The organism is Ruegeria sp. TM1040 (genome assembly GCF_000014065.1).
Taxonomy (GTDB): domain Bacteria; phylum Pseudomonadota; class Alphaproteobacteria; order Rhodobacterales; family Rhodobacteraceae; genus Epibacterium.
In genome coordinates, this window is sequence record NC_008043.1 from 729,147 (window position 1) to 748,767 (window position 19,621).

The following is a 19,621-nucleotide window of genomic DNA, read 5'->3' on the forward strand; positions in this document are numbered from 1 at the left end:
CTTGGTATGTCCTGTGCCGCAGGGTGAGCGGCACCTCAGGACAAGACCTAGCTGGAGACGTAGCCCGCCACAACCTGTAGCAATTTGAAGGCGGTGTTGGCGTCGTTCTCCACCACCGCGAGGAACTCTTCTTCACCGATGCGAAGACAGGTGAGATCGCTCTCGGCGATCATCGACAACGCACGCGGTTCTTTACGGATCAGCCCCAGTTCGCCTACCAGACGTCCGGGTCCGACTTTGGCGATCAACTGGCTCTTGGTACCGGGATCTTCCGCGGGGAGGTAGAGCCCTGCCTCGCCTTCGATGATCATATACGCCCCGTCGGTGGCAGCATCATCCTTATGGAAGACGGCGGTGCCCGGCGTGGCCTCATACCAGCGCGCACTAAAGGCAAGAAGGCGCAGCTGACGGCGGTTGAGCCCGGAGAAAAGCTCCGTGCTCTCCAGTGCCCGCAATTTGCGCGACAGATCCGCAGCAGAGGCGCTGTCTTCGTCTGCGGCTCCCCGCTCGGCCGCGCGCTCATCTTTCAGCCGGCCCTGGCGCATCTCGAAATAATGATCAAAGCGGTCCGGGTCCTTGAACGCAGGCTCAAGGAAAATCAGTGTCGATTGCGGCAGGAGGTCCCGCAGATTGTCCTGCATGGCGCGTCGCGTGGCGCGGTCAAAACTCGCCAGCGCGCCATCTAGGATCAGGATGTCAGGACGTTTGATCGACGCACGGCAGAAGGCCAGCGGTTCCGCAAAACTCTGCCCGAGCCCCTGCCCGCCCACCGATACCGGCAGATCAAAGATGAGCTCCACCACCATTTCGCGCACACCGGCCGCGTCGATGACTTCGGCCACGGTCTTGCGCAGATCCTCCGCCCGCGCCCCTGCGTTGTCAGAGATCTTACCGAAGATTGCATTCTCAAGCACGGTGAAGCCGGGGGCAAAACGATCCTTGTTGAGCGGTACAAAGAGGTCATCCAGCGTCTCAAGAAGCTCTCGTCCGTGGCTGTCGCGCAAGCTCAGGATCCGGTTTTCGATTTCGGAGCTGAATGCCGGACCAAGGGCTTCGGCAGAGATCGAGAATGGCACGATCATCATCTGCGCGAGTTCTTCAGGCTCCAAAGCTTCGGTCCCTCTGGATTTCACCTTCTGCAGAAGTTGTAGCGCGGCCTCGTAATCGCTGGCCTCAAGCCCCAGTTTGCGGAACAACGGGTGGACGGTGCCATCCATGCCAAAGATCTGGCGCAGCATCTCGAGCACATCCTGTGCTAGCGCCACCAAGTCCTTGTCGAGCCCGATGCGCCGCAGGGTCTGCAGGAATTCTGTCTGCTCGCGCAGCAGTTCATAGGTGATGGGCACGGATCGGGTGGCATAGAGGAGGTTTTCCACCACCGGCAGCGCGGGATTGTAATGCGCGGGATTGTTGAAACGCGCAAAAGCATCCAGTCCTGCGTCCATCAGCGCACGTTGCACACGAGGGCGCAGATCGATCAGCGCTTGCGCCAGCTTGGGGTGTTCCTCCCGGTCAAAGACCTGATCCATGCCACGGCGCAGCAAGGCGGTATCGGATCCGATCCCCTCGACGATGCGCAGCCACCAGTCCCGCAGCTCCTCGGGTTTTTCGAACCCGGCGATTTTGGGGTCGACCCAGTTCACCCCAAAGGGATCAGGGCTGTTGCCTGCACGGATTGCATCACGCACCGCCCGTGCGTCGCTGGGATCTTCGAGCGGGCGCACGCGCAGGGGCATCAGAACGTTTTCACCAAAGGACCCTTTGAAGAGCGCCGGGCGCGAGGTGGCATGCCCGATACGGGTTGCGAGCACCATCTGGTGCAACTCGCGAATGTCATGTCCGGCCAGCGTGACGGTGCCGGACGCGGGCAAAACCTCGCGCGTCAGCACTTCGGCCAATGCGCGACGATCCTCCTCGGATGGGGCTGCGATGCCGATCAATTCGCCCTTGGGGAAGGTGGCAGAGAGTTCCTCGAGGATCAGGTTGCCATCGGCGTCGCGCACGCTCACGTCCTTGAGCACGATGTCTCCGTCCAGATGCGGCAGTTCCTCTGGTTCGCCCTCCATCAGGCGCTCGTCGACCATGTCCGGCGGCGCAAAGCGTTCCAGGATCACCTCCCAGCGCAGCGACATATCCTGTGTCTGGTTGTAGTAGGTGAGCAACTCCTTCCACGGGGACGCCAAATCCTTGTAGGCCGCAAGAGCTGCCACCAGCGCCCCGAGCGAGACCTTGCCCTCCAGCACCAAGTAGCCGCCCACCGCGTAGAAAAAGAACGGTGTCAGCTGGGTGATGAAGTTGTTGAGGAACTTCATGAAGAATTTTTTCTGGTAGATCTCGAAGCGGATCTCGTAGAGCCGCCCCAGCCGATCCGTCACCCGCGCCATCCGGTAGCGCCAGCCCCCATTGACCCGCAGCGTCGAGGCCCCGGCCGCACTTTCCCCGATTTCCGATGCCAGCGCCCGCACTTGCTGGATGCGTTTCTTATTGAGGAGGTTGATCCGGCGTTGCAGCAGCGGGATGAGCCAGCCCTGCAAGGGGATCAGAGCCACCGCAGCCAAGCCGAACCAGAAATTCTGCGCGAATAGAAAATAGAGGATGGTGAGCATCTGCCCGGCTTGCAGCACCGGTTGACTGACCGCATCGCCCATCAATCCGCCCATGGGCTCTGATTCGGAGGTGATCATGGAGACCAACTCGCCCTGGCTGGTGCGCTCGAAATAGGGTTGCGGGAAACGCAGAACACGCGCGATCAGACTATACCGAAATCGGCGCAGCATCCGTTCGGCCAACACACCTTTCATGGTGTTGATCCGCATTTTTGTCAGCCCATGTGCGAGCACGGCCAGAAGAAAAGCACCGCACAGGATCCACAGATAGGTCAGCTGATCGACCTGCTGCCCCAGTACCTCGATGGTCGAACTCTGCGCCCCGATCGCGTCGTTGATGATGCGCTTGGGCAGCTCAAGGGTCAGATAAAGCAGGGGAAACAGGCAAGCGGTCACAACCAGCAAAACCAACTGGTCGCGCTTGGAGTATTTCCAGATGAATTGGAATAGCGAGCGTTCTATGGGGCGGCTCCGCGGTTCGAGCGTCAGGGTGAGATCTCTGTCATCGAACGATGACAGAAGGGTTTTGACATGGGTAGCGCGGTTTGTCCTCTTCAGGCAATGATGCAGCATGCAAACTCTGCATCTGTCTAAAAAGATGGCGCGTCGCGGTCTGTGAGCTAAGTCACAGACAGTTGAATGCCGTATTTGCGATACGGGTAAAACACCGTAATGTCCGACGGATATTTACGCCACTGCTTGACGCCACTGCCAGAGGAAGCCTGCCTTGCCAGAACATGTCGGTACAGTCCTGCTGCTGATCTGCCTGTTTGAAGTCAAACATATGTTTGCGGACTTCTACTTGCAGACCAAGAAGATGCTGTCGGGCAGGTGCCAGTATTTTCATCCCGGACGCGCCCAGCATGCGGGGGTACATGCATTGGCTTCGGTGGTGGTCCTGTTTGTCATGGGCAGCCCGGCCTGGTTCATCGCGCTGATCTGCGCAGTGGAGTGGTTTATCCATTTCAATATCGACTTCTGGAAGGCGCATCACACGGAGTGCAACAAGCTCGATCCCACCCAGGGTGCCTTCTGGCGTGCGATGGGAACCGATCAACTGCTGCACCATCTGACCTATGTCGGCATGACCGCCGCCTGGGCCGCGGTCTGCCTCTAAGGCCCCTTCACGCCTGTCTGCGGATGTGACGCGCCGAGGCACGGGGGTGCTCCCGCCCGTCTCGGGGCATTAAGATGCCCCTCCACAGTTGGACCCGGCGCCGCGCTTTCGCGCGGCGGGGGCGTCAGACGCTTCGGGCTTGCGTGCCAATGTGTTCAGCGCCCAGCATGGACTTCAGTTGCTGAACCGTCTCAAGGGGCACATCAAGCGCTGTCATGATCTCTGCAGCAAAGCTCACCGGGGCGGTGCCTGCTGCTGTCACGACTTTTCCGTCACGCACCGCTTTGGGCTGATCCACATATAGTGCAGCACCCGCATAGCCCGCCGCATGCAGGCCGAGGAAGCTTGCATCATTTGAGGTATGGCGCAGCGTATTGAGTACCCCGGCCCGCGCCAGCGCCAATGTGCCGCCACATATGCCGGCCAGTACCGCACCGCGGGCCTGAGCACCTTCGAGCAGGCCGGAGAGGTCCGGTGCGTCTGGGTGCTCCCAAAGAGTGCCGCCAATGACCACCACTGCATCGGGCTCCCAAGAATCGAGCAGCTCAAACCCGTCGGACACCCGCGCCACCAGACCACCCATGGAGATCACATCCCCCGGCACCGGCGTCACAAAGCGGACATCAAGGCCAAAATAGGCCCGGCCCAGCCCGCACAGCACCCCGTATTCCCAATCCGCAAATCCCTGTGTCAAAATCACCGCTAATCTGGGCATTTGTCCAATCCTGATCTCTTGAAGTGAATAAGAACATAAAGTGAACATTGTGGGCTCGCAACCCGGAATCGCGCTGCCTGCGCCAAGATTGAAGCTCCGTCAGGGCACCACCGGGGTATCGCGTTTGACGGTTTTCAAGATCACATGGGTCTGCGCGCTTGCAACCCCCGCCAATTGGAACAGGAACTGTTCCAGAAACTGATTATAGGCCTCAAGGTCGGGCGCGAGAATCCGCAGGTGGTAATCCGCCTGCCCCGTAGTTGCGTAACATTCCACCACATGCGGATTACCCTCGACGGCACGGATGAACTCCTGCAGGTGCTCAGGCGCATGGCGGGTCAGATTTACCTGAACCAGTGCTTCGAAATTGAGCCCCATTGCTTGCGGCACCACCACTGCGCCATAGCGTTTGATGACTCCCGCCTCCTCGAGGCTGCGCACGCGTCGCCACAGGGCCGAGGCTGACATGCCGACGGATTCGGCAAGATCGGCATTGGACATGCGGCTGTCTTCTTGCAGCAAGGTCAGGATACGCCGGTCTCGATCATCGAGTCTCATATTTGCAAAACCCTTTCGAAGTGTGGCTGCTTGGCGGATTAGTTATCCTGATATGTGGGGTTTTGCGCGCAATCTGGCAAGTTTTTTCATGCATCTAGGTTTATCCTTTCGGCGCCAACCAACTTCTCGCCCGATAGCCAGACTGGAGCCAACATGACCGAGCTGTCCCACGCCTTTGAGACTTACCAGCTTGAGGATCGCTATGCCCGCACCAAGGGGCGGGTGTTCCTAACCGGCACGCAGGCTCTGGCGCGGATCATGCTGGATCAGGCCCGGCGCGACCGTGCGGCGGGGTTGAATACCGCAGGCTTTGTCTCTGGCTATCGCGGCTCGCCGCTGGGCGGCGTGGATCTTGAATTTTGGCGCGCCCGTGCCCGCATGGAGGAGGCTGGAATCACCTTCATGCCTGCCGTCAACGAAGACCTCGGCGCAACGGCGGTTCTGGGCGCGCAGCAAGCTGTTCTGGACCCCGATTGCGAGGTCGAGGGCGTGTTTTCCATGTGGTACGGCAAGGGGCCCGGCGTGGACCGCTCTGGCGATGCGCTGAAACATGGCAATGCCTATGGCTCCTCCGCCAAGGGCGGCGTGTTGGTCGTCGCGGGCGACGATCATGGCTGCGTGTCCTCGTCGATGCCGCATCAATCCGATGTGGCCTTCATGTCTTGGTTCATGCCGGTGCTGAACCCGGCCGACGTGGGAGAGTTCCTGTCCTTCGGTGAATATGGCATCGCGCTTTCGCGCTATTCCGGCACCTGGGTGGGCTTCAAGGCGGTTTCCGAAACCGTGGAAAGCGGCCGTTCGGTCGAACTGCCCGAGGATCGTGACTTTATCCGGCCTGAATTGCCGGACTATCCCGGCGGGCTGCACATCCGGTCTTCTGACCTTCCAAGCCCCGAGATCGAGACCCGTATTCGCGCTAAACTTCAGGCCGTGCGGGCCTTTGCCGAGGCCAACCCGATCGACCGGCGCATCTATGATCTGCCAGAGGCCCGCTTTGGCATCGTCACCACCGGCAAGGGCTATCTCGACCTGATGGAGGCGCTGCGTCTACTGGACCTGAACGAGGACACTTGCCGCCGTTTGGGCATCGACATCTACAAGGTTGGCATGGTCTGGCCCCTCGCCCGCGCCGAGGCGCTGCGCTTTGTGAAGGGCAAAGAAGAGGTGCTGGTGATCGAGGAAAAACGCGGCATCATCGAGAGCCAATTCAAGGAGTATTTCTACGACTGGCCCGGTGACAAGCCCAAGAAAATGGTAGGCAAATACCACGCCGCGGGCGAGCCGCTGATCCCATGGGTGGGCGAGTTGAGCCCCCTTATGCTGGTGCCGGTGGTGGCAGAGCGTCTTGATCGTTTCTTCCCAGAGCTGAAGCTGCGCGACAAGGCCCGCGCCCTGACCGAGCAACCGCCCAACCTGCTCAATATCCCCGGCGCCACGCGCACGCCCTATTTCTGCTCGGGTTGTCCGCACAACACCTCGACCAAAGTCCCCGAGGGCTCCACTGCCAACTCCGGTATTGGCTGTCATGTCATGGCCTCGTGGATGGGCCGCAACACCGCAGGCTATGCGCAGATGGGCGGCGAAGGTGTGCCGCATGTGGTCGCGTCGAAATACAACGGCGGCAAACATGTGTTCCAGAACCTTGGCGAAGGCACATGGTATCACTCCGGCTCGCTCGCGATCCGTCAGGCGGTGGCCTCAGGGGCGAATATCACCTTCAAGGTGCTCTATAATGACGCAGTGGCCATGACTGGCGGTCAACCCGTGGACGGACCGGTTTCCGTTGCAGGCATCGCGCAGGCCGGTCGCGCCGAAGGCGTGGAGCGCATCGCGCTGATCTCTGATGATATCGCCAAATTCACCCGCAGCGACTTCCCGGCGGGCACGTCTTTTCACGATCGTGCCGACCTCGATCTGGTCCAGCGCGAGCTGCGCGAAATCAAGGGCGTCACCCTCCTGATATACGAACAGACCTGCGCCACCGAGAAACGCCGCCGCCGCAAACGCGGCAAGATGGAAGACCCCAAGCGCTTTGCCTATATCAACGACCTGGTCTGCGAAGGCTGTGGGGATTGCTCTGTCGAGAGCAACTGCCTCAGCGTCGAACCCAAAGACACGCCCTTTGGCCGCAAGCGCAAAATCAACCTCTCCAGCTGCAACAAGGATTTTTCCTGCCTCAACGGGTTTTGCCCCAGCTTTGTGACAGTAGAGGGCGCAACCCGGCGGAAACGGGAATTGAAGGATCTCGATCCGGCAGCGCTCACGGTGGATTTGCCAGCACCCGACCTGCCCGCTCTTGGCAAACCCTTTGATCTTTTGGTGACGGGTGTCGGCGGCACGGGGGTTGTCACCGTTGGGGCGCTGATCACCATGGCGGCCCACCTTGAGGGCAAAGGATCATCGGTGCTGGACTTTACCGGCTTTGCGCAGAAATTCGGCACCGTCCTGAGCTATATCCGCCTCGCCAAATCGCCCGAGGAGGTCCATCAGGTGCGCACAGATCTTTGTGCCGCCGATGCGGTCATCGCCTGCGACGCGGTGGTCTCCTCCGCCCCAAAAGCCTCGGCGCATTATCGCGAGGGCAGCCGCGTGGCGCTGAACCTTGCGGAAATGCCCACCGGCGATATCGTTTTGCGCCGTGATGCGTCGCTCGACATTCCGGCCCGCGCCCGGGCAGTGGCCTCGGTGGTGGGCGCAGGGAATGTCACGGCTCTGAACGCCAATGCGATCGCCGAGACGCTGCTTGGCGATGCGGTTCTGGCGAATGTCATCATGCTTGGGTTCTCTTGGCAGCAGGGGCTTGTCCCCGTCAGCCTCACCGCACTACAGCAGGCGATCGTTCTCAATGGCGTTGCGATTGAGAAAAACCAACTCGCCTTCGCCATCGGGCGTGCGATGGCCGCCGCGCCAGAGCGCCTCGCCGCGCACTACAGCGAAACTGAAGCGACAGAAGAGTCGCTTCAGGACCTGATCAAGCGTCGCGTCTCGTTCCTCACCGCTTATCAGAACGAGGACTATGCCGGGATCTATTCGGACCTCCTGCAGCGCCTGCACCGTGCACTTCCCGCGAACCACGCAGATCGGCTCACCGCGTCGGCGGCCCGCAGCCTCTTCAAGCTGATGGCCTACAAGGATGAATTCGAGGTGGCGCGCCTGATGAGCGGCAAGAGCTTTCGCGATGAACTCGACCGCACCTTTGCGGGTGACTTCAAGGTCAACTACCACTTGGCGCCACCGCTCTTGAACATCAAAACGGATGCCCGTGGCCGTCCCGCCAAACGTGCCTTCGGTCAATGGATGACGCCGGTTCTGTCGCTTCTCTCCAAGGGGAAAGCCCTGAGAGAGACACCCTTCAACCCGTTCGGCTATCACTCTGAGGCGCGTATGCACCGCGAACTTCGGGATTGGTTCCAGAATATGCTGGAGGACATCATCTCCCACCCCACGGCGCTTGCTCCGGATATGCTGGACACAACTCTAAAAGCGCCGATGGACATTCGCGGCTACGGCCCCGTGCGCGAGGCGGCAGCGCAAAAAGTCAAACAGGAGGTCGATGCTCTGCGTCTGACCTGAGGGCTGGCGCCTATCGGTAAACCTCGGGTAGGAGCCGCGCCTCATCTCGTCAACAGGCGGCGTGAGGCGCGTCATATTTCGGGGGCGTGGCAAGACTCATGGTGATACATCGCGCCAGAATTGGCGGCTGTAGTCTTCGAACTCCCGCAGCTCCGCCTCGGTCGGGGTCTGCCCGGTAAAGACCTTGAGATACTCCGGTGTCATCGACAGACGGTACGCATAGCTTTCTTCTGGCTCAGCCATGTCATAGCCAAGTTGCATGTAATACAGCACCTTAGCCCGCGTGATCGCCTCCATTTCCGCGCAGCCATAGCGCGCAAACATCATCGTCAGGGCCGCAACACGCGCATCGTCCCCCGCCCGCATCCGCGCCCGCACCGGTTCCGAGCGACGGGCCCAATCGCGAATGGCAAAGTCGAGCGCGGTGTCAAAGAGGTTGGGGTTTGCGATGCAGCGAAACACATTGAGCACCGCGCCTGTGATCCGTTCCGCAGGCGCGTTGGCCTGACGGATCAACCCCGCCGTGTTGGTCTCTTCCCAGCACGTGAGCAAAGCGTCCAACAGGTCCTGGCGAGACTTGAAATACCAATAAAACGACGAGCGTGAGACCCCCATTGCCTCCGCCAGGGCAAGGACTTTCACCCGCTCCTCGCCATCACGGATCAGCACGTCCAGCCCCATCTTGAGCCAGTCCTCACGCGTCACTTTGATATTGCCAATCAAGGGTTCGGCATCGGGGTTGTCACGATGTAACACGGGCTTTGGCGGCATTGATGTCTCTGGTTCTGGGCCGCCCTCTCAGGGGCGCAATCCCAGCACAGTGCCTTGTGCGTCCAGCCAGATCAAGCCACCCTGCCGGTGCGGGGACGCAACCTCTTCGATGCGCGGCGCAGAAGCAGTAAGTAGTGCTCGCGACTTCCTGGTCCTGCCAGTGCAGTAATGGATGCTGTCGCATGGCTGTTGCATGCCCGCTCTATGAGCGCCTCAAACGCTGCGGGCTACGCCAAACAATGACTGAAGGAACACAATTTCCCGATCACGGGGTATCGCGGTCAAATGGCATTTGACTACAAGGGCCTGACCGCGCGAAGGTAAGGCAAAAATCAGGGAGAACTCTCATCTTCATACCTGCGCAGCGACGACGTGGCTGGGCCATCTGACATGCGCCCCCTTTTGTCGGTCGAAAATCTCAGCATTGGCTTTGGTCGCGATGCACCTGTGGTGCAGAACGTGAATTTCGAAGTGAATCCGGGTGAAACACTGGCGCTGGTCGGTGAAAGTGGCTCTGGTAAGACCATCAGCTGCCGCGCGGTGCTGCGCATTCTGCCGCGCACTGCACGCCTGCATTCGGGTCGCATGATCCTGCGCGGCGACCAGGATGAGCTGGATCTGGCCCGCATCAGCGAGCGACAAATGCGCCATGATGTGCGCGGAAACCGCATTGCGATGATCTTTCAGGAGCCGATGCGCTCTTTGTCTCCGCTGCATCGGATCGGCAATCAGGTGGTGGAGATCATCCATCTTCACAGAAGCGTCTCTGAAGAAGCGGCCAAACGCGAGGTGCTGGAGTGTTTCGAGCGCGTTGGGTTCCCCGATCCCGAGCGCACCTGGCGCTCCTATCCGTTCGAGCTTTCGGGCGGCATGCGCCAGCGCGCAATGATCGCCATGGCCATGGTTGCCAAGCCGGATCTGCTGATCGCGGATGAACCCACAACTGCGCTTGATGTGACCACTCAGGCACAGGTTCTGGGGCTGATGAAGGATCTGCAGCGCGAGACCGGCATGGCCATGGTCCTCGTCACCCATGATCTTGGCGTGGTGGCCAATATGGCCGAGCAGGTGGTGGTGATGCACAAGGGTCGTGTCATGGAGGCAGGCCCAGCCGAACCTATCCTGCGCGCGCCCGCCCATCCCTACACCAAGGATCTTTTTGAGGCGGCGCCCAAGATCCCGCCGGCGATTTCCCCAGCGCCACAGGAGCAGCAGGATCTGATCCTCGAGCTGCGCAATGTCACCAAGACCTTTACCATGCGCTCGGGCAAAAGCTGGAGCAAGCCGACCCTCGTGCGTGCCTGTGACAGCGTTGATCTGCGACTGCCGCGGGGCAAGACCTTGGCAATTGTTGGCGAAAGCGGTTCAGGCAAGACCACAGCTGCACGCATTGCGCTCGGCGCGGAAACGGTGGATGCGGGCGGCGAGGTGCTCTTTCGCCACGCCGCGGGGGCAGAGGCACTCGAGGTGCATGATATGGATCGCGACGCTCGCCGCGCGTTCCAGCGGCAGGCGCAGATGGTGTTTCAAGACCCCTATTCCTCGCTCAGTCCGCGCCAGCGGATCTTTGACACGCTGGCAGAGCCGCTCGAAATCCACGGCATCGGCGCGCGCGCCGATCACAAGGCCCGTGCAGCCGAGATGCTGCGCCTTGTTGGGCTGCCCGGCGATATGCTCAGCCGGTATCCGCATGCGTTTTCCGGCGGTCAGCGCCAGCGCCTCTCTATAGCCCGAGCGCTGATGCTCGACCCGGCTCTTCTGGTATGTGACGAGCCGACCTCGGCGCTGGATGTCTCGGTGCAGGAACAGATCCTGACCCTGCTGGAAGAAATCCGCGACGCGCGCCAGCTTTCCTATCTCTTTATCAGCCACGACCTTGCGGTGGTGGCCCGGATCGCCGATGAGGTCGCGGTGATGCGGCGTGGCCTCATTGTGGAACAGGGCCCGCCCGAAGTGCTGTTTCACAACCCCAAACACCCCTACACCAAGGCACTTATTGCTGCCCAGCCGGTCCCCGATGTGGATCGCCCCATCAATCTCAAACTTGTGGCACAGGGCGCAGGCGCGCCCGAAAGCTGGCCGGAGGCCTTCCGCTTTGCCGGAGAGAATGCCCCGCCGTTGGTGCCACTGGATCCCGGACATAAGGTACGCTGTCATGTCTAACGCCCGTCCCCTGCTTTCCTTCACCAGTGCCCTTGCCTTTCTGCTGCTGCCGCTTGCGACGGTTGCTCAACCCACCGTGCAAGAAAGCGCCTTCTGGAGCCATGAGGTCAGCGCAGGCGATCTGCCGCCCGCCGCTGAACGCATCCCCGCAGAGCCGCTGGTGGTGAACCTCGCCGCCAAGGGGCGCAGTCCGGGCATTCCCGGCGGCACGCTCAATACGATGGTCACGCGCTCCAAGGACATCCGCCAGATGGTTGTCTACGGCTATGCGCGCCTTGTGGGATACAACGAGAACTACGAGCTCGTGCCCGATGTGCTACAAAGCTTTGAAAGCGAGGGCGATCGCAAATTCACCCTGCACCTCCGCGAGGGGCATAAATGGTCCTCTGGCGATCCTTTCACCTCGGCGGATTTTGAATACTGGTGGACACACATTGCCAACAACCGCGAGCTCAATCCCACCGGCCCGCCGGATTTTGTGCGCGTCGAGGGCGAGTTGCCGGAGGTCACTTTTCCGGATGACACCACTGTGGTTTTTGAGTGGAGCACCCCCAACCCCAGCTTCCTTCAGGTGCTGGCGCAGGCGGTGCCACCCTTCATCTACCGTCCCTCCGCCTATCTGAAACAGTTCCACAAGGACTTTGCCGACCCCGAAGCCTTGGAAGAGGAAATCGACTACGCCCGCGTCAAGAGCTGGGCCGCGCTGCACAACAAGCGCGACAATATGGACAAGTTCGACAATCCTGACCTGCCGACGCTACAGCCTTGGATCAACGCCACCGCAGGCAAGAAGATCCGCCATCAATTTGTGCGCAATCCGTACTATCATCGCATCGATGAGAACGGCGTGCAGCTCCCTTATATCGACACGGTCGAAATGGAGATTGTGTCGGGCGGGTTGGTCGCGGCAAAATCCAACGCGGGCGAGGCCGACCTGCAGGCACGTGGGCTTGATTTCAGAGACATTCCGATCTTGCGCAAAGGCGAGGCAAATGGTGACTATCGCACCGAGCTATGGTCCTCGGGCACTGCCTCGCAGATTGCGATTTATCCGAACCTGAACGCGGCGGATGAAGTCTGGCGCGCGACCCTGCGCGATGTGCGTGTGCGCCGCGCCCTTTCGGTGGCGATCAACCGAGCAGCCATCAATAAATCGCTCTATTTCAAGCTGGCAAAGCCCGGCGCGATGACGGTTCTGGAGAAAAGCCCCTTCTTTGAGCAAGAGTTGCGGGACGCGTGGGCCCAGTATGATCCCGATCTCGCCAACACGCTGCTGGATGAGGCAGGCCTCACGGAACGTGACGGCTACGGCATCCGCCGCCTGCCCGACGGGCGCCCGATGGAATTGGTGGTGGAAACCGCAGGCGAGCGGCAAGAGGTAGAAAATGCGCTGCAGATCATCACAGATGACTGGCGCGATGTGGGTGTAAAGCTGGTGATGCGCCCGCTCGATCGCGACATCCTGCGCAATCGTGTGTTCTCGGGCACCACCATGGCCTCGGTCTGGTACGGCTGGGACAATGGCCTCCCACAGAGCTACACCTCCCCGGCCTATCTTGCGCCCACGGATCAGGTGTTTTTGTCCTGGCCCAAATGGGGTCAGTATTATCAAACCAGCGGCGCGGTGGGCGAAGCGCCAGATATGGCACCGGCGCAGCGTCTGATGGAGCTTCTGGACGACTGGAACAAGGCACCAGATGCCAACAAACGGGCCGAAGCCTGGCATGAGATGCTTGAAATTCACGCCGAAAATGTCTTTGCAATTGGTCTGGTGGCAGCCGCGCCGCAGCCCGTTGTGGTCTCAAACCGTCTGCGCAATGTGCCCAAGACGGCGATCTGGGCCTGGGATCCCGGCGCACATTTTGGCGTGCACCGGATGGATGAGTTCTACTTTGAGGATGGCGAAGGCTGATGGAAATTCTGCGCTACGCGCTCTATCGCTTTGGCACCATGCTGCTGACACTCCTACTGGTGTCGGTGCTGATCTTCTGGATCATCAACTTGCCGCCTGGCGACTTCCTGTCGAACCAGATTGCTGAGCTGCGCGCCACGGGTCAGGAGGCCGGTGTCGCCAAGGCTGAGTTCCTGCGCAAGGAATATGCGCTCGACCGCTCCCTCGCGGAGCAATATCTGATCTGGATGGGCTTCTGGCCCGGCCCTCACGGGTTTTCCGGCATGCTGCAGGGCAATTTTGGCTGGTCCTTTGAATTTGACCGCCCCGTGGCAGAGATCGTGGGCGACAGCCTTTGGCTCACGGTTCTGGTGAACCTCGCAGCGGTGCTGTTTGTCTATATCGTCGCCCTGCCCCTTGGCGTTCTGGCCGCCGCCAAGTCGCGCACGATGATCGATTATACAGCAGCTTTTATTGGCTATTTGGGGCTTGCCACGCCGAACTTCCTGCTTGCCCTGATCCTGTTTTACTATGGGCATCAATACCTCAACCTGCCCATCGGCGGCCTGATGGCGCCAGAGTTTGAGGGCGAGCCGATGTCTTGGGAAAAGGTCAAATCCATCCTCATTCACCTGATCGTGCCCACCTTTGTGATCGGCACCTCGGGAGCCTCCGCGATGATGCAGCGCCTGCGTGCCAACATGCTGGACGAGCTGGGCAAACCCTATGTGGAAACCGCTGTGGCCAAGGGTATGCGCCCGTCTCGAATGTTGGCAAAATATCCGCTGCGGGTGGCGTTTAACCCCTTTGTGGCCGACATCGGCAATCTGCTCCCGGCAATGGTCTCCGGCTCGGTTCTGGTCTCTGTCGTGCTGGGCCTGCAAACCATCGGGCCGGTCCTGCTGCAGGCGCTCAAGTCGCAGGACATGTTCCTGTCGGGATTCGTTTTGATGTTTGTCGCGCTTTTGACCCTCATCGGCACCATGATCTCCGACGTGCTCTTGGTGCTGCTTGATCCGCGCATCCGCTATGAGGGGCGCAAATCATGAGCGAAAAACACCCCGACGGCCGTTTTGTGGATGATGCGCCCTATGACCCGCAGGCCTCGATCCGCGAACTGGAGCGCAAGGATCTCGACGCGCCGAACTGGGTGCTGATCTGGCGCAAGTTCAAGACCCACCGCCTGGGGTTGATCTCGGGCATATTCCTGCTGTTTTGCTATGTGATGCTGCCGTTTGTAGGCTTCATCGCGCCCTATGGCCCCAACGAGCGCAACGCCGAGCATCTCTATTCGCCACCGCAGTCCGTGAACTTCTTTCACGAGGGCGAATTCCTGGGCCCGTTTATCTATCCGCTGACTTCAGAGGCCGATCTTGAGACATTTCAATGGGTGGTGAAGCCTGATTACGACAACCCGCAACAGATCCGTTTCTTTTGCGAGGGGGCCGAATATCGACTGGCGGGTCTGATCCCTGCCAACACCCATCTCTTTTGCGCGCCCGAAGGGGCGACATTGTTTCTCTGGGGGTCAGATCGCCTGGGACGTGACATCTTCAGCCGCATTCTCTTTGGCGCGCAGCTCTCGCTCACCGTGGGTCTGATCGGCATCACGGTATCTTTTGTTCTCGGGATCTTTTTTGGCTCTGTTGCGGGGTATTTCGGCGGCAAGATCGACTGGGTCATCAACCGCGCCATCGAAATCCTGCGCAGCCTGCCCGAGCTGCCGCTCTGGCTGGCGCTTTCAGCAGCGGTCCCCTCCACATGGTCGCCGGTGGCAGTGTTTTTCATCATTTCCATCATCCTCGGCATCCTCGACTGGCCGGGTCTTGCGCGTTCCGTCAGGGCCAAGTTCCTGAGCCTGCGCGAAGAGGAATACGTCCGCGCCGCCGAAATGATGGGCGCATCTTCAGGGCGCGTGATCAAGAAACACCTGCTGCCCAACTTCATGAGCCATCTTATCGCCTCGGCCACATTGTCGATCCCGGCAATGATCTTGGGAGAGACGGCGCTCTCGTTCCTTGGGCTCGGTCTGCGCGCCCCGGCAGTGAGCTGGGGGGTGATGCTCAATGACGCGCAGAACCTTGCCAATATCGAGATCTACCCCTGGACCGCGATCCCAATGCTGCCGATCATCGTGGTCGTTCTGGCGTTCAACTTTCTGGGCGACGGTCTGCGCGATAGTCTGGATCCCTATCAGCAATGAGTATGTTTGACGCCCTGCCCCCTCTGGACGCCTATCACGTCGTAGGCGAGGGTCAGCGTCCAAGCGTCTATGCGGTCTCGGAGCTTGCCAACGACTGCCTCGGCGCGGTTGGACTGGAAATGGCAAAGCTGATCGAGGTACTGGGGTTGGCCCCCGGCGCGCCCGACGTCACGGTGGACCAGCGCCTTGCCTCGCTCTGGTTTGGCTATTCCTTTCGCCCCGTGGGTTGGGAGATGCCTTCGCTTTGGGATCCGATCGCGGGGGATTATCCCTGCGCAGATGGCTGGATCCGCCTGCACACCAACCTGCCACATCACCGCGCGGCGGCCCTGTCGGTGCTCGGCTGTAATGCGGATCGCGAAGGCGTCGCCAAGGCGGTGCTGACCTGGCAGGGCGACGCGCTGGAGGCAGCGGTTGTGGGCGCAGGTGGTGTCGCGGCCGCGATGCGCAGCCGTGAAGAATGGCTGGCGCATCCACAGGGCGCGGCGGTCTGCCAAGAGCCTCTGGTGGATTGGATCAAGCCGCGCCGCGTGGTGCTGCGCGCGCGCCCGGAGGCCAGCGCAGCGCGACCTCTGATGGGGGTGCGGGTGCTCGATCTGACGCGCGTGTTGGCCGGACCGGTCAGCACCCGCACGCTGGCCGGGTTCGGGGCCGAGGTGCTGCGGATCGACCCGCCCGATTGGGACGAGCCGGGCGTGTTGCAGGACATCTCGCTGGGCAAACGCATGGCAAGGCTCAATCTGCGCACAGAGGCCGGCCGCGCCCACCTGCGCGCACTTCTGGCCGAGGCAGATGTGTTGGTGCATGGCTTCAGACCAGGCGCGCTCGACAATCTGGGGCTGGATTTGGCTACACGCGACGCGATTGCGCCCAACCGGATCGAGGTCACACTCAACGCCTATGGCTGGACTGGCCCCTGGGCAAATCGGCGCGGGTTTGACAGCCTTGTTCAGATGAGCGCCGGGATCGCTGATGCGGGGCGGGACTGGGCGGGCGCACAAAAGCCGACCCCCTTGCCGGTGCAGGCCCTCGATCACGCAACCGGCTACCTGATGGCCGCGGCGGTTTTGTCTGCGCTCTCGGCGGCAGCACGGCAAGAGCCGGTCGGGGTTGCACGCTTGTCGCTTGCCCGCACGGCAGAAGCGCTGGTCGCGATCCCGAAACGGCTATCAGGGCCGGAGATTTCAACTGCCGAGCCCTGCGACTTTGCCACGTGTGAGGAGGCGAGCGGCTGGGGGGCTGGGTTGCGTCTGAGCCCGGCGGTGAAGATCAACGGCTGCGAGATGGGTTGGGATATGCCGGCACAGCCAAGCGGCACGCATCCTCCGCAATGGAACGAGCCGCAAACCTGACCCTATCGTATCTGGTCTGATTGCTCTGGATCGTCTCAGGTCATACCCCGGACGATCCAATCCCACGTCCGATCAGCGGTCATCGCCGCCGTCGTTCGAATCCATCAGATCATCCTCGATAGCCGCCTGCGCCGCGCCAAGGGCGGCGTCGCGCTTAGCCTCGGGGACTTTTTCGCCGGTGTCATCCACAACGCGCACGGTGACCTCGCGGTGGGCAAACTTGATACCCTCGCGTTCGAAGAGATCCCGGATTTCCTGAAAAACCTTCTTGCGCACCAGCCACTGATCGCCGGGCTTGGTCATGAACTTCACACGGATGATCATTGCGGAATCCTGCATCTCGATCACGCCCTGCGATTTCAGAGGCTGAATGAAGTTGTGACCGATTACCGGATCGTTCAGCAACTCCTTGCCGAGGGTCTTGATCAGCTTGCGCACCTTTTCGACATCCGTGTCATAGGTCACGCGCAGCGGCAGCTTCATGATCACCCAGTCGCGCGAATAGTTTGTCAGCACCTGGATTTCGCCAAAGGGAATGGTGTGCAGCGCCCCAAGGTGATGGCGCAGCTGAAACGACCGCACGGAGATCTTCTCGACCGTGCCCTTCACACTGCCGATGTCGATGTATTCGCCCCGGCGAAAGGCATCGTCGATCAGGAAAAACGCGCCCGAGAATATATCGCGCACCAGGGTCTGTGAGCCAAATCCAACCGCCAGGCCCACGACACCGGCACCGGCAAACAGCGGGCTCACATTGATGCCGATCTCCATCAGCACGATGAGAATGATCGTGACCACAACCACCGCCAGAATTGCGCCACGGAACAGAGGCAGGAGCGTGGCCAGGCGGCTGGCACTGCTGCCCCCGCCTTCGTCGCCCAACTCGCCATCCGGCTGATCTTGCGTTTCTTCTTCGATTTTGCTGTCAATCCAGATCCGGGCGATATGGAAAACCAGATATCCGATGAAGAGGATCACCAGCACATCGATTGCCCGATCGAGCCAGGGCGCATCCTCCATTGCAAACTCGGGGTTCCAGATGAATATCAGCGAAACGGCACCGACGAGAAAGGCCAGGATGCCCGCTGCGCGACGAGCCAGATCCTTGTAGGTCGCAATCGGGTGGCGCGCCGTGGTCTTTTCTTGAGCGTCTTCGCTGTTTTCGTCGTCGCTTTGCGTCGTGTCATCTGTGGTCTCGATGATCCGGCGGCGCGAGGTGAATTGTTCGATCACGTAGTTGATCAGACCATAGACCACCAGGATCGAGGTCAGCACCGCAAAGAGACCCATATTCGGCGGCAGCGCGCTTGGGTTCTCAAGCACGAGGTCAAACGTCAGAGCCAACCAGCCAAAGGCGATGTAGAGGATTACGATGGGTGCCCAGACCCACGACAGCAGACGGTTTGGCCAGGCCACCACGTGTGCATCGCCCACATGGCGGATCGCACCGGAAATGGCCCGCGCGTTGAACAGCACGAGCAGGATTGCCAGCAGCGAAGAGGCCAGCATCAGCAACGAATAGGTCAGCGCATAGATATTGTAGTTGAGACCAAAATCCTGCACCCAGGTCGAAACCATAACGGCGACAAAATCAAAGGTCGCAAGTCCCGAGAGCCAGAAGTAGAGCCGCTTTGCATCCCTGTCCGAAAGCGACGGGATGCGATACTGGCTGAGGTAGGGCGAGAGCACCATGCGCCACAGATCAGAGATCGTGCGTGCCACAAAAAACGTTAGATAGACCGCAAGCGACGTGAACTCGATCGAGACATCCCCCGAGGGGCCAAACACCAGCAGCGTCACGATCAGCGCAAAGATCATTGCAAAAAGCGTACCGCCCAGACCGGCAGCAAACCGGATGAACAGGAATGGCATCTTCCCGGCATAGCCTTCGGGCTTTTCCTCGATACGGCTCACGACATAGCTTTTGATAAGCCGCTTGCCGTATATCTCGGTCGAGAGCCAGCGTCCGATCAACAGCAGGACGGTCGTAATCAGCACCACTTTGACATAAGTGATGATGCGGCCGTCGGGGCTGGTCGCGCGCAGGATGTAGGCCATCTCGATATAGGAGCTGGGGAGCGACTTCAGCCGTTCGTTGAGCTTGCTGCGAAAATCGCGCAGCTCGCTTTGTGCCTTCATCATTGATGAGGCGCCGCCCATGACGCCCGGTTCCTCTTCCATCGCGGACCCGGCCTGCGCCACAACTTCGGCACCACTGAGCGCGCGGCCGCTGCTGTCGACGATCACGACGCCCACACCTGCCTCTGCGGCCTGTCGGATCGCATCAGCAAGATCGCTCTGAGAACGCGCTTCCTCGGAGGTTCCCTGGGACACCAGCGTCGATTGCGCATCAGCAGGCACACTGCCAAGCAGGCCGATCGTAGCTGCGATCAGCCACAGGCGGAGCAAAGCGGTCAATCTCGACATGGTGTTCTTCCTTTTCGCTCGCGGGGCGATTTGACTGCTGAAAAGCCGCAAACAAGCCACGATTTTCGATTTTGCACCGCCAATCGTCCCTAGATCTCATAGGCTTGATTGCACGATGGCTTAACGCAAGCTATACCACGCGTGTTTCAAAGGTCGGGTTATTGTTTTGGCGTGTTCCTGCAGCCATATCCATTCCCGCGATACGCATGAGAAAATCGGTCGCGCCACAGATTGCCACGGGCGCG

General features: G+C 60.4%; 12 protein-coding genes. 7 read left to right on the forward strand and 5 right to left on the reverse strand.

What is annotated here, in order from left to right:
• Nucleotides 1-47 precede the first annotated feature (47 nt).
• Nucleotides 48-3,017, reverse strand: a complete 2,970-nt coding sequence (locus tag TM1040_RS03855) for an ABC transporter transmembrane domain-containing protein (protein WP_044026585.1) — start codon at nt 3,015-3,017, stop codon at nt 48-50.
• 316 nt (nt 3,018-3,333) lie between these two features.
• Here TM1040_RS03855 and TM1040_RS03860 point away from each other — a divergent pair, with 316 nt between their 5' ends.
• Complete coding sequence (locus TM1040_RS03860; RefSeq protein WP_011537283.1) at nt 3,334-3,723, forward strand: DUF3307 domain-containing protein; 390 nt, start codon at nt 3,334-3,336, stop codon at nt 3,721-3,723.
• A 124-nt stretch (nt 3,724-3,847) separates the two neighbouring features.
• Here the strand turns inward: TM1040_RS03860 and TM1040_RS03865 are convergent, their stop codons facing one another.
• Nucleotides 3,848-4,438 carry a type 1 glutamine amidotransferase family protein gene (locus tag TM1040_RS03865; protein WP_011537284.1) on the reverse strand — a complete coding sequence of 197 codons (591 nt, stop codon included), beginning with the start codon at nt 4,436-4,438 and terminating at the stop codon, nt 3,848-3,850.
• Nucleotides 4,439-4,537: 99 nt separating this feature from the next.
• The gene (locus TM1040_RS03870) at nt 4,538-4,996 is read right to left on the reverse strand and encodes an Lrp/AsnC family transcriptional regulator (RefSeq protein WP_011537285.1); all 459 of its coding nucleotides are present in this window, start codon (nt 4,994-4,996) and stop codon (nt 4,538-4,540) included.
• Between the two features lie 153 nt (nt 4,997-5,149).
• On the opposite strand from TM1040_RS03870, the gene TM1040_RS03875 reads away from it, so the two are divergent.
• Complete coding sequence (locus TM1040_RS03875) at nt 5,150-8,569, forward strand: indolepyruvate ferredoxin oxidoreductase family protein (protein WP_011537286.1); 3,420 nt, start codon at nt 5,150-5,152, stop codon at nt 8,567-8,569.
• Nucleotides 8,570-8,665: 96 nt separating this feature from the next.
• On the opposite strand, the gene TM1040_RS03880 is transcribed toward TM1040_RS03875, so the two are convergent.
• The gene (locus tag TM1040_RS03880) at nt 8,666-9,340 is read right to left on the reverse strand and encodes a TetR/AcrR family transcriptional regulator (protein ID WP_011537287.1); all 675 of its coding nucleotides are present in this window, start codon (nt 9,338-9,340) and stop codon (nt 8,666-8,668) included.
• A gap of 390 nt (nt 9,341-9,730) precedes the next feature.
• Between TM1040_RS03880 and TM1040_RS03885 the strand changes: the two genes are divergently transcribed.
• From TM1040_RS03885 to TM1040_RS03905, 5 genes are read left to right on the forward strand one after another with little or no spacing between them, the layout of a single operon-like run.
• On the forward strand, nt 9,731-11,503 hold the full coding sequence (locus TM1040_RS03885; RefSeq protein ID WP_011537288.1) for an ABC transporter ATP-binding protein: 1,773 nt from the start codon (nt 9,731-9,733) through the stop codon (nt 11,501-11,503).
• Nucleotides 11,496-13,415 (forward strand): ABC transporter substrate-binding protein, encoded by a 1,920-nt coding sequence (locus tag TM1040_RS03890; protein ID WP_011537289.1) that lies wholly within the window; start codon nt 11,496-11,498, stop codon nt 13,413-13,415. Before TM1040_RS03885 ends, TM1040_RS03890 begins: the two co-directional genes overlap by 8 nt.
• Nucleotides 13,415-14,443, forward strand: coding sequence for an ABC transporter permease (locus TM1040_RS03895; RefSeq protein ID WP_011537290.1), 1,029 nt, complete (start codon nt 13,415-13,417; stop codon nt 14,441-14,443). The genes TM1040_RS03890 and TM1040_RS03895 overlap by 1 nt, the downstream gene beginning before the upstream one ends.
• Complete coding sequence (locus TM1040_RS03900; RefSeq protein ID WP_011537291.1) at nt 14,440-15,597, forward strand: ABC transporter permease; 1,158 nt, start codon at nt 14,440-14,442, stop codon at nt 15,595-15,597. The genes TM1040_RS03895 and TM1040_RS03900 overlap by 4 nt, the downstream gene beginning before the upstream one ends.
• Nucleotides 15,594-16,949 carry a CoA transferase gene (locus TM1040_RS03905; RefSeq protein ID WP_011537292.1) on the forward strand — a complete coding sequence of 452 codons (1,356 nt, stop codon included), beginning with the start codon at nt 15,594-15,596 and terminating at the stop codon, nt 16,947-16,949. Before TM1040_RS03900 ends, TM1040_RS03905 begins: the two co-directional genes overlap by 4 nt.
• A gap of 72 nt (nt 16,950-17,021) precedes the next feature.
• Here TM1040_RS03905 and TM1040_RS03910 read toward each other — a convergent pair whose 3' ends face one another.
• Complete coding sequence (locus TM1040_RS03910; RefSeq protein ID WP_011537293.1) at nt 17,022-19,376, reverse strand: mechanosensitive ion channel family protein; 2,355 nt, start codon at nt 19,374-19,376, stop codon at nt 17,022-17,024.
• Nucleotides 19,377-19,621 lie beyond the last annotated feature (245 nt).